At 62.2% G+C, this 14,781-nt stretch carries 15 protein-coding genes and 1 tRNA gene; 1 reads left to right on the forward strand and 15 read right to left on the reverse strand.

The window, feature by feature from the left end; all coding sequences use genetic code 11:
- Window positions 1–159: 159 nt before the first annotated feature.
- From AC1Q6X_RS01085 to rpsO, 12 genes are all read right to left on the reverse strand, one after another.
- Window positions 160–244 (reverse strand) — tRNA-Leu (locus tag AC1Q6X_RS01085).
- A gap of 191 nt (window positions 245–435) precedes the next feature.
- Window positions 436–840 carry a preprotein translocase subunit SecG gene (gene secG, locus AC1Q6X_RS01090; RefSeq protein ID WP_492494602.1) on the reverse strand — a complete coding sequence of 135 codons (405 nt, stop codon included), beginning with the start codon at window positions 838–840 and terminating at the stop codon, window positions 436–438.
- 28 nt (window positions 841–868) lie between these two features.
- Window positions 869–1,618 (reverse strand): triose-phosphate isomerase, encoded by a 750-nt coding sequence (gene tpiA, locus AC1Q6X_RS01095; protein ID WP_230505129.1) that lies wholly within the window; start codon window positions 1,616–1,618, stop codon window positions 869–871.
- Between the two features lie 73 nt (window positions 1,619–1,691).
- On the reverse strand, window positions 1,692–2,672 hold the full coding sequence (locus tag AC1Q6X_RS01100) for an NAD(P)H-quinone oxidoreductase (protein ID WP_492494604.1): 981 nt from the start codon (window positions 2,670–2,672) through the stop codon (window positions 1,692–1,694).
- Window positions 2,673–2,745: 73 nt separating this feature from the next.
- Window positions 2,746–3,354, reverse strand: a complete 609-nt coding sequence (locus tag AC1Q6X_RS01105; protein ID WP_070224114.1) for a tetratricopeptide repeat protein — start codon at window positions 3,352–3,354, stop codon at window positions 2,746–2,748.
- 62 nt (window positions 3,355–3,416) lie between these two features.
- Window positions 3,417–4,178: a GIN domain-containing protein gene (locus AC1Q6X_RS01110; protein ID WP_492494606.1), complete on the reverse strand. Its 762-nt coding sequence runs from the start codon at window positions 4,176–4,178 to the stop codon at window positions 3,417–3,419.
- Between the two features lie 109 nt (window positions 4,179–4,287).
- Entirely contained in the window at window positions 4,288–4,497 is a 210-nt protein-coding gene (locus AC1Q6X_RS01115; RefSeq protein ID WP_099410964.1) for a hypothetical protein, read from the reverse strand.
- Between the two features lie 154 nt (window positions 4,498–4,651).
- Window positions 4,652–6,598 carry a methyl-accepting chemotaxis protein gene (locus AC1Q6X_RS01120; protein WP_230505123.1) on the reverse strand — a complete coding sequence of 649 codons (1,947 nt, stop codon included), beginning with the start codon at window positions 6,596–6,598 and terminating at the stop codon, window positions 4,652–4,654.
- Between the two features lie 143 nt (window positions 6,599–6,741).
- Window positions 6,742–7,038, reverse strand: a complete 297-nt coding sequence (locus AC1Q6X_RS01125) for a hypothetical protein (RefSeq protein ID WP_409028195.1) — start codon at window positions 7,036–7,038, stop codon at window positions 6,742–6,744.
- Window positions 7,039–7,047: 9 nt separating this feature from the next.
- Window positions 7,048–7,743: a hypothetical protein gene (locus AC1Q6X_RS01130; RefSeq protein ID WP_492494609.1), complete on the reverse strand. Its 696-nt coding sequence runs from the start codon at window positions 7,741–7,743 to the stop codon at window positions 7,048–7,050.
- 216 nt (window positions 7,744–7,959) lie between these two features.
- Window positions 7,960–10,077 carry a polyribonucleotide nucleotidyltransferase gene (pnp, locus tag AC1Q6X_RS01135; protein WP_070224120.1) on the reverse strand — a complete coding sequence of 706 codons (2,118 nt, stop codon included), beginning with the start codon at window positions 10,075–10,077 and terminating at the stop codon, window positions 7,960–7,962.
- 232 nt (window positions 10,078–10,309) lie between these two features.
- On the reverse strand, window positions 10,310–10,579 hold the full coding sequence (rpsO, locus tag AC1Q6X_RS01140; protein WP_010399743.1) for a 30S ribosomal protein S15: 270 nt from the start codon (window positions 10,577–10,579) through the stop codon (window positions 10,310–10,312).
- Window positions 10,580–10,764: 185 nt separating this feature from the next.
- Here rpsO and bamE point away from each other — a divergent pair, with 185 nt between their 5' ends.
- Window positions 10,765–11,262, forward strand: coding sequence for an outer membrane protein assembly factor BamE domain-containing protein (gene bamE, locus AC1Q6X_RS01145; RefSeq protein WP_492417444.1), 498 nt, complete (start codon window positions 10,765–10,767; stop codon window positions 11,260–11,262).
- Between the two features lie 76 nt (window positions 11,263–11,338).
- Here bamE and AC1Q6X_RS01150 read toward each other — a convergent pair whose 3' ends face one another.
- From AC1Q6X_RS01150 to AC1Q6X_RS01160, 3 genes are all read right to left on the reverse strand, one after another.
- On the reverse strand, window positions 11,339–12,883 hold the full coding sequence (locus AC1Q6X_RS01150) for a 2-isopropylmalate synthase (RefSeq protein WP_070288764.1): 1,545 nt from the start codon (window positions 12,881–12,883) through the stop codon (window positions 11,339–11,341).
- Between the two features lie 48 nt (window positions 12,884–12,931).
- Window positions 12,932–13,783 (reverse strand): CDP-diacylglycerol--serine O-phosphatidyltransferase, encoded by an 852-nt coding sequence (gene pssA, locus AC1Q6X_RS01155; protein WP_070224123.1) that lies wholly within the window; start codon window positions 13,781–13,783, stop codon window positions 12,932–12,934.
- 157 nt (window positions 13,784–13,940) lie between these two features.
- Window positions 13,941–14,696, reverse strand: coding sequence for an SIMPL domain-containing protein (locus AC1Q6X_RS01160; protein WP_492494613.1), 756 nt, complete (start codon window positions 14,694–14,696; stop codon window positions 13,941–13,943).
- Between the last annotated feature and the right edge of the window lie 85 nt (window positions 14,697–14,781).

A 14,781-nucleotide genomic window follows, 5' to 3' on the forward strand; every position in this document is an offset into this window, starting at 1 on the left:
GAACGATCGGTTAAATGAGGACGCTGCGATCATTTGCAGCGTATCTAACGCACGACCCCAATCAAAGCTAAGACCAGGATCGAACGACACATCCTCGTAAAAAAAGCCAGCAACTTTGTACGAGCCATGGCTCGTGCGCCGTTGCTGGCTTCTGATTTCTGGTGCCGACGACGAGACTCGAACTCGTACAGCTTGCGCCACTACCCCCTCAAGATAGCGTGTCTACCAATTTCACCACGTCGGCGGTAAGGCCCGTATTCTACTCTGCTTTGCCGCTAAAGTTAATGCACAAATGCATCAAAACACAGATAAAAACGATAAATTTTTACATCTTCCAGCGCGTCACGATTTTTTCCTGCCGCACTGCTGAAACATTGAGCAATAATCTGCCCGTAATGAGAATTACTCTCGATGAGGTATCGAGTTCCTGCAGAATTACTTCGGAATCGCGCCGGCCGGGGTGCTGGCGACCGGTGCGGCCGCTGCCGGAGCGCTGGCTGCCGGAGCTGCCGCAGGCACCGTCGCCGGGATCGCGCCCGCGCCCGTGACCGGCACCGGCTTGACGACCTTATCCATCACGCCGCCGCCCACCGTGGTGGCGCGCTGATTGGCCATCAGCGACAGGGCCAGCGTGGCGCCGAAGAAGATCGCGGCGGCGACGCCCGTCGATTTCGACATGAAGTTCGACGAACCCGTCGCACCGAACAGGCTGCCCGAGGCGCCCGAACCGAAGGCGGCGCCCATATCGGCGCCCTTGCCGTGCTGCAGCAACACCAGCGCGATAATCGACAATGCCGAAATAACCTGTACTACCACTACCAGATTGAACATCATGTTCATTGCAATTCCATTCTCAGTTTAAATTAATTCAATCGGCGGCGTGAATAATCGCCAGGAAATCCGCCGCCTTCAATGCTGCTCCACCGATCAGACCGCCATCGATATCCGGCATCGCCATCAATTCTTTTGCGTTCTCCGGCTTCATGCTGCCGCCGTACAGGATCTGCACGCCGGCGGCCGCTACCGCATTCTTTTCTGCCAACTGGGCGCGCAATACCTGATGCACGTCCTGCGCCATCTGCGGCGTGGCCGTCTTGCCCGTGCCGATGGCCCAGACCGGCTCATAGGCCAGCACCAGTTTCGCCACGTCGTCGGCGGAAATGGCCGCCAGCACGGCACCCAGCTGCTGCGCCACGACCGCGTCGGTCTGGCCCGCTTCGCGCTGCGCCAGCGTCTCGCCGATGCAGACGATAGGCGTGATGCCTGCCGCCAGCGCTGCAACCGTCTTGGCCGCCACCTGCGCATCGCTCTCGCCATGGTAGGCGCGGCGCTCGGAATGCCCGATCACCACATAGCCGCAGCCGAAATCCTGCAGCATCGCGGCCGAGATTTCGCCCGTGTAGGCGCCGCTGGCGTGCGCGGACACATCCTGCGCGCCCCAGCCCAGCGCCGTGCCTGCCAATTGCGCCTGGCACTGCGCCAGATACGGCGCAGGCACACAGACGGCGCTGGCGGCGCCAGAAGCAGCCAGGCCAGCCACTATTTCAGACAATAACACCGCGTTCGAGGTGCGACTGCCGTTCATTTTCCAATTTCCGACGACGAGTTTGCGACGCATAGTAGCCTAAATTCTTAATAACCCGTCATTCTAACTCCGGCACCGATGCCGGTCAAACAGGCAGTGCCCCGTTTCAGGCAACTTGCAACATGATCTTGCCCACGTGCGTGCTCGCCTCCATCAAGGCATGCGCCTCGTTGGCCTTTTCCAACGGGAAAGTTTGATAGATCACGGGCTTGATCTTGCCCGCCTCGATCAGCGGCCAGACGGTCGTGCGCAGGTGGTGCGCGATGGCCGCCTTGAAGGCGACGGAACGGGGGCGCAAGGTGGAGCCTGTCACCGTCAGGCGGCGGCGCAGCAAGGCGCCCAGGTCCAGTTCCGCCTTGGTGCCGCCCTGCACGGCGATCAGGCCGATGCGGCCATCATCGGCCAGGCTATCGATTTCGCGCGGCAGGTAGTCGCCGCCCACCATGTCGAGGATGACGTCGACACCTTTGCCATCGGTCAATTCCTTGACGACGGCGACGAAATCCTCCGTGCGGTAATTGATACCGCGTTCGGCGCCCAGCGCCTCGCAGGCGCGCGCTTTCTCGTCGCTGCCCGCCGTGGCGAACACGCGGTGGCCGAGCGCGGCTGCCAATTGAATGGCCGTCACGCCGATGCCGGACGTGCCGCCCTGCACCAATAACGTTTCGCCATCGGCCAGCGCGCAGCGGTCGAACACATTGCTCCAGACGGTAAAGAAGTTTTCCGGCAGGGACGCGCCTTCCAGCGCCGTCAAGCCTTTCGGCAAGGGCAGGCACTGGCCGGCGGGTGCGGCGCAGTATTCGGCATAGCCGCCGCCCTGCACCAGCGCACAGACGAGGTCGCCCTTCTTGAATGCCGTGTTGGTGAAATCGCCATCGACGACTTCGCCCGCCACTTCCAGGCCCGGCAAGTCGGAGGCGCCTGCAGGCGGCGCATACTTGCCCAGGCGCTGCAGCACGTCCGGGCGGTTGATGCCGGCCGCATGCACCTTGATCAACAGTTCGCCCGCCTTATATTGCGGCGTGGGACGTTCGGCGATCTGCAAAACGTCGGCGGGACCTGGCTGGCTGATGGCAACTGCACGCATGGCGGGACTCTTTCAAGGGAAAACGGCGATTGTACGCCAAGCCGTCCACCCTTGCAGGCCGCTACATAGCCTCTCAGCCACCGCCCGTTTTCGACTGGCGCGGCAAGGGCGTGCCCGGCTTCCATTGGGCCGACAGGGCCTGCCCTTCCTCGACCTGCTCATGCGTCATCTTGCGCACCACGGCGGCGCGCTGGTCGGCCGCATTCGCGTTGCCATTCGCGGCCGCCAGGTTCCACAGCATGTAGGCGATGACATTGTCCTGCTGCACGCCGCCCATGTGATAGCGGTACATCAGGCCCAGCACCTGCTGCGCCTCGGCATGGTTCTGCTCGGCCGCCTTGCGGAACCAGCTGACGGCCTGCTTGTGATCCTGCAGCACGGCGTTGCCCGTGTAATACATGGCGCCCACCACGTACTGGGCGTCGGCCTTGCCCTGCTCGGCCGCCTTGCGGTGCCAGAACATGGCTTGCTTGTAATCCTGCGGCAAGCCCCGCCCCATGTAATACATCAAACCCAGCAAATGCTGGGCATCGGCATTGCCGGTCTTAGCAAGGGGCAATATTTCTTTGTAAGCCAGCGCGTAATTCTTGTTGTTGTAGGCGCTGGCGCCTTCGGCGAAGCCGGCCCGCGCGGGTAGCTGTATCGTCAACAGCATGAGTAATGTAATGATCAGTTTTTTCATCGGAATGGGATGTGGTCTGACAACTTATTCTTGTCCTGCAGAAGGCCTGCGGCAGGATGCTTTTACTTCCAGCTAACTTTACCCAGGCCCTCGACGCTGACATCGCGATTGGCCGGTTTGCCGTACACCACCACCGAACCGAGTCCGCTCAGGTTCAGCTTGGCATTCGTATGGGCATTCACCGTAGCATTACCCAGGCCGCTCAATTCCAGGTTGACGGCATCGACTTCGAACTGCTGCGCGTTCAGGCTGCCCAGGCCGCCCAGGCTCGCTTTCAGCAGGCGTCCGCGTCCGCCCAGCACCACGGAACCGGCGCCCTGCAAGTCCAGCTCGGCGCGCTCATTGTTGCCGATCCACAGCTGCATGCTGCCCACGCCGCCCAGGCTGGCATTGAGCTTGCGGTAGTCGCCCACCAGCTTGATGCTGCCCGCACCTTCCAGCGACAAGGTCAGCTCCTCGCCCTTGAAACCCGTGATGTCGGTGCTGCCGAAACCTTCCGAGCTCAGTTCGCGCAGGTTCGGCAAGACCAGGTCGGCGCGGATCGACGAAGGGCCGAGCTTGAAGCCGCGCACTTCCGTTTCGATGTGCAGGGTGTCGCCGCTTTGCGCCGTGCTGACATCGGCGATGTAGCGCTTGTCGGCCGTGATGCTCAGCGAAGGCACGCTGCCCTGGCGGATGCGCACCTCCATCACGCCGTCGAGCTTGACCCGCACCACGCGGGCGTCGACGTTGCGCATTTCCAGCAAGCGGGTCTCGGCGGCCACGCCGCGCACCAGGCCCAGTGTCGCCAGGAACAGCAGCGCCAGTTGCAGTATCTTTTTCATGTAGTGCATCCTCGGTATCTTGTTTTTATGTCTTGCGGCGCCCGCGTCGGGCGGCCGGCATTGCATCGCGCCTTGCACTCTAGCAGCGCGGAAAATGACTGGCAATCAATTATGCGAAACGGGCTTTTTCGGCCGCGTTCAGGCGCTTGGCCTTGACGACCACCACTTGCATGGCAGCCTTGTTTGCTGGCGCAGCCACGGTGGCCGTGGAACTGGCCACTTGCAGGGCCGGGGCGGCCGGAGCGATGGCGTAGCAGCCGGCGCCGAGCACGATGGCGGCGGCAACGGCGATGATTTCCATGTTTTTAGCGACGTTCATGTTGTTCTCCTCGGGTGTCTGGCAGTGGGCTTGCGGTATGGTGTCACTATAGCCATACCGCCCCCGCCAGACACGCCGATTGCGACGAACTGCGCTTTTGGCAGGCTAGCCTGACAAAAACGCGGATGAACGCGCAGATCGCTGCGCTTGCAGCTTAAAACTCTTCCCACTCGTCGGCGCCGGACTTGGCCGCCTTGACGGGCTTGGCCGGCGACAGCGCACGGGCCGGCGCGCGCGGCGCTGGCGCGGCTGGCTTCGCCTTGAGGCGCGCCACCGGTGCGGATGCCGCAGCAGGGCCAGCATCGCCCAGGCGGAACATACCGACGGCTTGCGCCAGGTCCACGGCCTGTTCCTGCAAGCTTTCCGCGGCGGCCGCCGCTTGCTCGACGAGGGCAGCGTTTTGCTGCGTCATGGTGTCCATGTGCGTGACGGCCGTATTGATCTCGCCGATGCCGGCGCTCTGTTCGCGGCTGGCCACCGTGATCTCGCTCATGATGGTCGTCAGTTGCTGCACCGAGGCCACCACCTGATCCATGGTCTGGCCCGCTTCATTGACGAGGCGGCCGCCCGCATCGACCTTCTCCACCGAATCGCCGATCAATTCCTTGATTTCCTTCGCCGCGCCAGCGGAGCGTTGCGCCAGGTTGCGCACTTCGGACGCGACCACGGCAAAGCCCCTGCCCTGCTCGCCCGCGCGTGCCGCCTCGACGGCCGCGTTCAGGGCCAGGATATTCGTCTGGAAGGCGATGCCGTCGATCACGCCGATGATGTCGACGATCTTGCGCGAGCTTTCCTGGATGCCGGCCATGGTGCCCACCACCTGCTGCACCACGCGGCCGCCCTTGGCCGCCACTTCCGAGGCGGACACGGCCAGTTCGTTGGCCGCATGCGCGTTTTCCGCATTCTGTTTCACCGTCGAGGTCAGCTCATCCATCGAGCTGGCTGTTTCCTCCAGCGCGCCCGCCTGTGCTTCCGTGCGCGAGGACAGGTCGGCATTGCCGGCGGCGATATCGGCCGATTCGCTGCGCACCAGGGTGCTGATGCTGCGGATCTGTACCAGCACGGTGGCGATCTTTTCGACGAACAAATTAAAGGCCTTGGCGATCTGCGCCAGCTCGTCCGAACCTTCCGCGTCGAGGCGGCTGGTCAGGTCGCCGTCGCCCGTGGCGATCGCTTCCATGGCGTCGCGCACCAGGCCCAGGCGGCGCAAGGCGCGCGCCACCAGCACGCTCAGTACCGTGGCGGCCAGGGCCAGCACCAGCAGCGCCGTCAGGGCCGAGGCGCGCAGCATGGAACTCAAGGCTTGCGTGGCTTCCGCGCGGTCCAGCACGGTGGCCAGCAGCCAGTCGCTGCCTGGCACTTTACTCACATGCAAGATGCCGTTACGGTCGCCCAGGCGGATGGCGGCGCCGTCGCCGCTCTTTTCGATATCGGCCAGCGCCTGCGCGCTCAGGCCCGGGTCGAGCTCGGCCAGCGGCTTCAGCGTCAGCTTGCCGTCCGGGTGGGCGATGATCTTGCCGCCGCCGTCGACAAGGAAGGCGTAGCTGGATGCCGTCGGCTTGATCGAGGCGACGTTTTGCACGACAGCATCCATCATCACATCGGCCGCCATCACGCCCGTCACGCTGCCCTTGCCGCCCAGCGGCTCGGCAAACGTCACCACCAGCTTGCCCGTGCTGGCGCCGATATACGGCGCCGTGATGATGGGGCCGCCCACTTCGGACGCCAGCTTGTACCAGGGCCGTGCCGTGGGATCGTAGTCGGCGGCGCGCTTGCGCTCCTGCGAAAAGACGGCGTGCTTGTCGGCAAAGCCGATATACGCCATGTCGAACGTGCCTGCCTGCTCGGCCGCCTTCAGCGCCGGCAAGGGATCGGCCGCCGTGGCGCCCTGCTTGAGCGAGCCCACGACGGCTTGCTTGGAACGCAGCCATTCGGCGATGGCTTGCGCATGGCTGTGCGACAACTGCAGCATCTGCGTGTCGAGCGCGGCCAGGGTACTTGCGCGCGTCGTGAAGAAATTGGCGATGGCGACGGCCAGCATGGCCAGCACGACGATGGAAACGGCGATGGCGATCAGCCGCGCCTTAAGGGAGGACAACATGGTGCATCCAATAAAAAAGAGAAAATCGGGAGGGATGCGCCATGGTCAGGGAATAAGATTTTGTCGTCAAGCAATACCGACTCTCGATTACCCATAAACAACAATTGATACCTTATATTAAGCACACAATAATAAAATACTAACTATATCTCGCCGCGCAGCTTGCGCAGAGCCGGCGAATCGCCGCCCGTCGCTTCGATGCGGAAGCGGGCAAATGCCTGTTCCAGCTCAGGGTACCGGCGCAAGCCGCCCTCCGTAAAATAGCGCCCGCCGGGGATATCGCCCCACGGCAGCGGTGCGCTCAAGGCACCGCTGCCCGCCAGGGCCAGCAGCGGCTCGAGCGCGCTGCGCAGGTCGGCCACCTCGCCGTCGGCGCTCGCCAGGCGCGCCAGCAACTGCTCCAGTTCGGCGGCACAGGCTTGCAAACGCTGCTGATCCATCTTCTCTCCTCAATTCTTGATCGTGCCGATCAGCACGGGGGCCGACCACAAGCTGCGGTTGGGGAGCAAATACTGCTGCGCCCCGCCCTTGCGCCGCACCAGCCCGCCCAACTCTTCCGTCGGCGCGACCTGGCTGACGAACACGTTGACGGTGCCCTTGGGCATGATCTGATACACATCATACAGCGGCGCCTCGCTCTTCAAGGGCAAGCCGAAACAGTCGGCCAGGGTGGCGCAGCGGCCCGAGGCCAGCTGCAATTGCGCGCTGGTGGTGAAGTATGGCGAATACGGCGACACATTCTGGCCATGCGGCACGATTTTTACCAGCGCGGCAGCCATGGGCTGCAGGTCCGGCAAGGTGCTGCCGGACGCGAGCTGCTCGACGGCCCGCGCATAGAGGGTGTCGGCCGAGGCGGCAGGATCGGCGGCGCGCAGTTCGCGCAAAAATTGCTGCCCTGGCCCGCTATCGAGATAGGAGTCGATAGCCTCACGCGGCAAGCCCGCCGTCCTGAAGGTACTGAGGTCATTGATTTCGCGCGCATGCACGGCGCGCAAGGCGTCGAGGTCTTGCGCCGGCATGGCCCCAGACGCGGCGGCGATGGGGATGGGCAGCGGCACCGGCGTGGGTGCGTTGTCCAGCTGCGCCCAGGCGCCGGGCGAAACGGCAAGCAGAAAGGCGGCGGCCAGCCCGCAGAATGTGCGCATGCTGCATCTCCTTGGAAGACTCGTTCGAGGGAAAATCCCACTTCGAATCTACAAGGCACGGCAACGGCCGATACGCGCTGGATCAAGGCCGGTGCACGCGTCGGCATACACCTTCGATACAGCGCAAACGCCGCGCATAAAAAAACCGCCAGGGCTTGCGCGCTGGCGGTTGTTGAGCATGCGGCCGAGGCCGCATTCAGGCGAACCCGAAGGAAATTAAGCGGCTGGCGCTTCGTTGCCTTCGGCAGCTTTCATCGACAGCTTCAGGCGGCCGCGGTCGTCCGTTTCCAGCACTTTGACGCGGACCAGCTGGCCTTCTTTCAGGTAGTCGGCCACGGCGTTGACGCGCTCGTTGGCGATCTGGCTGATGTGCAGCAAGCCGTCCTTGCCTGGCATGACTTGCACGATGGCGCCGAAGTCCAGCAGTTTCAGCACGGTGCCTTCGTAGGTCTTGCCCACTTCGACGGAGGCCGTCAGTTCTTCGATGCGACGCTTGGCTTCCTGGCCGGCGGCAGCGTCAACGGAAGCGATGGTGACCACGCCTTCGTCGCTGATGTCGATCTGCGTACCCGTCTCTTCGGTCAGCGCGCGGATCACGGCGCCGCCCTTGCCGATCACGTCACGGATTTTTTCCGGGTTGATCTTGATGGTGATCAGACGCGGTGCGAAATCGGACAGTTCGGTTTTGACGTGCGGCATGGCTTTTTGCATTTCGCCCAGGATGTGCTCGCGGCCTTCCTTGGCTTGCGCCAGCGCCACTTGCATGATTTCCTTGGTGATGCCCATGATCTTGATGTCCATCTGCAGCGCCGTGATACCGTTGCGGGTACCGGCTACCTTGAAGTCCATGTCGCCCAGGTGATCTTCGTCGCCCAGGATGTCGGACAGCACGGCAAACTTGCCGCCTTCCTTGATCAGGCCCATAGCGATACCGGCCACGTGTTCTTTCATCGGCACGCCGGCATCCATCAGTGCCAGGCAGCCGCCGCAGACGGATGCCATCGACGAGGAACCGTTCGATTCCGTGATTTCCGATACCAGGCGCACCGAGTAGCTGAACTCTTCGGCTGCCGGCAGGGCGGCGATCAGCGCGCGCTTGGCCAGGCGGCCGTGGCCGATTTCGCGGCGCTTCGGCGTACCGACACGGCCCGTTTCGCCGGTGGCGAACGGAGGCATGTTGTAATGCAGCATGAACGAATCGGTGAACTCGCCCATCAGCGCATCGATCTTCTGGCTGTCGCGGGCGGTGCCCAAGGTAGCGACGACCAGCGCCTGCGTTTCGCCGCGCGTAAACAGGGCCGAACCGTGGGTGCGTGGCAGCACGCTGGTGCGGATCGAGATCGGACGCACGGTGCGCGTGTCGCGGCCGTCGATGCGTGGCTCGCCGTCCAGGATCTGCGTACGCACGATCTTGGCTTCGATGTCGAACAGGATGTTGTTCACTTCAGCGCTGTCGATCGACGCGCCGCCGTTGGCAGCCGCTTCGGCCGACAGGTCGGCGATCACTTCCGACGTTGCCGCTTTCAGCTTGGCCGTACGCTCTTGCTTGTCCTTGGTTTGATACGCATCATTGATCTTGGCGTTGGCGAAATGCGCGACGCGGGCGATCAGTGCTTCGTTTTTCGGCGCAGGCGCCCATTCCACTTCCGGCTTGCCGCCGTCACGCACCAGGTCGTGAATCGCGTCGATGACGACTTTCATCTGGTCGTGGCCGAAGACCACGGCGCCCAGCATGATTTCTTCGGACAGCTGTTTCGCTTCCGATTCGACCATCAGCACGGCCGTTTCGGTACCGGCGACCACCAGGTCCATTTCCGACGTTTTCAGTTGCTGGACGGTCGGGTTCAGGATGTACTGGCCGTTGGCGTAACCGACGCGCGCGGCGCCGATAGGACCGTTGAAAGGCACGCCCGACACGCACAGGGCGGCGGAGGCGCCGATCATGGCGGCGATGTCCGGATCGATTTCAGGGTTGACCGACAACACGTGAATGATGACTTGCACTTCATTCAGGTAGCCTTCCGGGAACAGCGGACGGATAGGACGGTCGATCAGACGCGATGTCAGTGTTTCTTTTTCGGAAGGACGGCCTTCGCGCTTGAAAAAACCGCCCGGAATTTTACCGGCAGCATAGGTTTTTTCGACATAATCAACCGTCAAAGGGAAGAAATCCTGGCCTGGCTTGGCATCTTTGCGTGCCACCACCGTTGCCAGAACGACGGTATCTTCGATCGACACCAGCACTGCGCCGGATGCCTGACGCGCGATTTCGCCGGTTTCCAGGGTCACTTGATGTTGACCGTACTGGAAGGTTTTCGTAACTTTGTTAAACATGGGGTATCCCTTTTCTAATTGCCGACAGATTTTCAGGGGCTGTCGTTCACCTCACCACAGGCGGCGTAAAAATGCTGCCTTTACTTGTTACCACCTTTGCTACTTTACTTTTAAAACATGATATCGGTAGAGAATACTGTACTTCTCGACATAAATCCGGAATTCAAATGACAAAATGCCCGCGTCAGCGAACTGGCGCAGGCATTTCTGTATAAACCTTGTACGGCAAAAATTACTTGCGCAGACCAAGTTTAGCGATCAGGTCGCGATAACGGGTAGCGTCTTTAGCCTTCAGGTAGGACAACAGGCTCTTACGACGGTTGACCATCATGATCAGGCCGCGGCGGGAGTGGTGATCTTTCGAGTGGGCTTTGAAGTGGCCGTTCAGTTCGTTGATGCGAGCTGTCAGCAGTGCAACTTGCACTTCAGGGGAGCCGGTGTCGTTTTGACCACGTGCGTTGTCCGCGATGATAGCGGCTTTGTTGATGTTTTCTACTGTCATGATAAACCTTTCACATGCGGTGCACAGAGTCTGAACCCTATCCACCGTGAACTACGATTATTAAAATACTGGCCTAGGCTTCCAACCAGACGCGCAAGTATATCGGAAAAATGCCCGCCTGTATCCTGCCGTGCGGGCTTTTCTCGGTGCATGATAGGATTTTCCTGCATTTCAGGAGGTCCAACATGAAAAAACTGCTCAAATTAGCAACACCACTGCTGTTTGCCGTGCTGGCCGGCTGCGCCAGCTGGAACGCCCCGCCACCGCAGCCGGGCGAGCCGCGCACCGCCGTGGAAGCACGCCTCGGCCGTCCGACGAATATCTACCAGTTGCCCACGGGGCCCGAACTCGAATACGCGACGGGGCCGTACGGCCAGTACACGTATATGGCCCGCTTCGGCCCCGACGACAAGTTGATTTCCTACGAACAGGTGCTCGACACGCCGGGCTTTGCCCGCATCAAGGTAGGCGTGTCGACGCAGCAAGACGTGCTGCACACCCTGGGCCGCCCGACGGAAACATCGTATCTGCCGCTGCCCAAGCTCCACGTCTGGTCCTACCGCTACAAGGAATCGGGCGTGTGGGATTCCATGATGCACGTGCACTTCGACCACGACGGCATCGTGCGCATGATGATGAACGGGCCCGATCCGGACAAGGAAGAGCGGCGCTTCTTCTGGTGACGAGCGTCTTGCACCAAGACTAGCGCCTATCCCAAATGCAAATTCTGGGGTCAGACCCGGCGGGTCTGACCCCGGCTTACGGCTGCGGGTCGATGCGCTCGTCTTTCGCGTGTAATTTATTCAGCGCCGACAAATACGCCTTGGCCGACGCGACGATGATGTCGGGGTCGGCGCCCACGCCGTTGACGATGCGCCCGTCGCGCGACAGGCGCATCGTGACTTCGCCCTGCGACTGCGTGCCCGTGCTGATGGCATTGACGGAGAACAAGACCAGTTCCGCGCCGCTGGCGGCCGCGCTTTCGATGGCGTTGACGGTGGCGTCGACGGGACCGTCGCCCCGCCCTTCGCAGCTGCGCTGTTCGCCGCCGACGAGAAATTCCACGCGCGCATGGGGCACGGCGCCCGTGGTCGACTGCTGCGTCAGGGAAATGAAACGGTAGTGCTCACTCTCCTGCGCCTGCTGCTCCTCGCTGACGAGGGCCATGATGTCTTCGTCGAAAATCTCGGATTTGCGGTCGGCCAGCTCCTTGAAACGCAGGAAAGCGGCGTTGACTTCCGCCTCGGATTCGAGCGCGATGCCCAGCTCGTGCAGCCGCTGCTTGAAGGCATTGCGGCCCGACAGTTTACCGAGGACGATCTTGTTGGCCGTCCAGCCCACGTCTTCGGCGCGCATGATTTCATACGTCTCGCGCGCCTTCAAAATGCCGTCCTGGTGGATGCCGGACGCGTGCGCAAAGGCGTTCGCGCCGACCACGGCCTTGTTCGGCTGCACGGCAAAACCAGTGATCTGCGACACCATTTTCGAGGCGGCCACGATTTGCGTCGTATCGATACCCACCGTCAAGTTGTAATAGGCGGCGCGCGTGCGCAGCGCCATCACCACTTCTTCCAGCGCCGTGTTGCCGGCCCGCTCACCGAGGCCATTGACCGTGCATTCGATCTGCCGCGCGCCGCCGATCATGACGCCGGCCAGCGAATTGGCCACAGCCAGGCCCAGGTCGTTATGACAATGGACGGACCAGATGGCTTTATCGGAGTTCGGTATGCGTTCGCGCAAGCGCTTGATGGTATTGCCGAAGATTTCAGGCACGGCGTAGCCCACCGTGTCGGGGAAATTGATGGTGGTGGCGCCCTCGGCGATCACGCCCTCCAGCACGCGGCAGAGGAAATCCTCGTCCGAGCGGCTGCCGTCTTCGGGGCTGAATTCGATGTCGTCCGTGAACTGGCGCGCGTAGCGCACGGCGTTCTGCGCCTGCAGCAGGACTTCCTCGGGCGTCATGCGCAGCTTCATCTGCATGTGCAGGGGCGAGGTGGCGATAAACGTGTGGATGCGCTTGCGCTCGGCGGGCGCCAGCGCTTCGGCGGCGCGGGCGATGTCGCGGTCGTTGGCGCGCGACAGCGAACAGATGGTCGATTCGCGCACGGCGCCGGCAATCGCCCGTATCGACTCGAAGTCGCCCTGCGAGGCGGCGGCGAAGCCCGCTTCGATCACGTCGACCTTCATGCGTTCGAGCTGCTTGGCGATGCGCAGCTTTTCCTCGCGCGTCATGGAGGCGCCCGGCGATTGCTCGCCGTCGCGCAAGGTGGTGTCAAAAATAATGAGTCGGTTGCTGGTGTTCATGGCTGCTCCTGGCTGGCTGAAGACTGGCGACGCTACCGACTCGCCGTATTAATGCTCGGGGTCGGTCTGGATGATGCTGACAGGCTTGCCCTTCGCCATGCGCCAGAAAAACACGGCGTAGCCGGACAAGCCATAGACGACGAAAATCGGGAACAGCACTTTCGGCGGATCGATGGAAATGAGCGCGAAGAACAATGCCAGCAGGAATACCACGATGAAAGGCACGGACTTGCGGAAATTCACATCCTTGAAACTGTAGAACGGCACGTTGGTGACCATGGTCAGGCCCGAGAACAGGGCGATCGTCCACGACACCCAGGCCAGCTGGTTGCCGGCAAATTCCAGGTCGTTCATGAGCAGGATGAAACCGGCCACCATGGCCGCGGCCGCCGGGCTGGGCAAGCCCTGGAAGAAGCGCTTGTCGACCACGGCGATGTTCGTGTTGAAGCGGGCCAGGCGCAGGGCGGCGCCGGCGCAATACACGAAGGCGGCCAGCCAGCCCAGTTTGCCCATGCCGCGCAGCGACCATTCGTAGATCACCAGCGCCGGTGCGGCACCGAACGACACCATGTCGGACAGGCTGTCGTACTGGGCGCCGAATTCGCTCTGCGTATTCGTCAGGCGCGCGATGCGTCCGTCGAGGCCGTCGAGGATCATGGCGATGAAGATGGCCCAGGCCGCGTGTTCGAATTTCTGGTTCATGGCCATGACGATGGCGTAGAAGCCGCAAAACAGGGCTGCCGTCGTGAAGGCGTTCGGCAACAGATAGATGCCGCGGCGGCGCAAGGTTTTCTTGCCAGTGCCATCGGTCACCGGCTGGCGCACGAATTTGCTGAAGCGGGACGCTTTGGATGCTGCGGGGGTGCCGTTCTTGCCTCTACGACGGGGGAAGTTTGCCATGTTGTTCCATATCTTGTGTACTGCGGGGGAATCGGTGCCAGATGGCAGGCGCATGACTGTCAGGGCATGCGCCTGCCGATGTTGTCATTATAGAGGAGCCGCCGCCAAAGAAAAGCGCGGCGGCGTCAAGCCGGCAATATTGACACCAATACTAGCCTTATTTGAACTTGACCTTGGCCACCAGGCCCATGTTGAGGGTCGTTTCGCCCGGTTCAAAGCTGGGTTCGGCCACCTGGCTGCCGCCGTAGCCCATGGAATCGGCGCTCATGGCGCGCGCGCCTGCCACGTTGGCGCGCTGCGCATAGTTGCCCGAACCTTCGAAATCGATGGTGTCGATCACGGCGTCATTGACGTTGCGGCCCATGGCGCCGGCGATGGCGGCCACGCGCTCGTTGAGGTTCTTGTAGGCGGCGGCGATGCGCTGGTCGTCGAGCTTGCGCACGGTGGCGGGCGCCAGGCCGAAGTTCAGGCGGTTCAGGGTCAGCACACTTTGCGCTGCGGAAACGGTTTTCGGCAAGGCGGCCAGGTTGGTCGTCGTCACCTGCAGGTACTGGCCTACGCGCCAGCCCGTCGGCACCCTTGGCTTGGCGGCGACGCCAGGCGGCAAGGGCGCCGTTTCCGGGTACACGGCATACGTGTAATAGCCCTGTGTCTTCAGCACGGCTTGCGGATCGGCCTTCTTGACGATGGCCGTGCCCTGGTTCATCTTCTGGTTGACGCGCGAGGCGGCGGCGGCCTTGTCCTTGTCCTGCTCTTCGATGGCCAGGGTGACGGTCACCTGGTCGTTCGCGTGCACCACTTCGCCATTGGCGGGCACCACCACGAGGGTGCCGGAAGTGGGCAAGGCCTGGGCTTGGGCGCCCAGGGCAACGGTAGCGGCGGCTGCTGCCAGCAGCGATTTCATGACGGTCATGGTGTTCTCCTGGAAAATAATGGGGCAAAAACGACCATGGGGCCAACAGCCCCATGATTTTTAAAACATGCTGACGCGGAAATTT

The sequence above is a fragment of the Janthinobacterium sp. GW823-FHT06H09 genome (assembly GCF_058794735.1).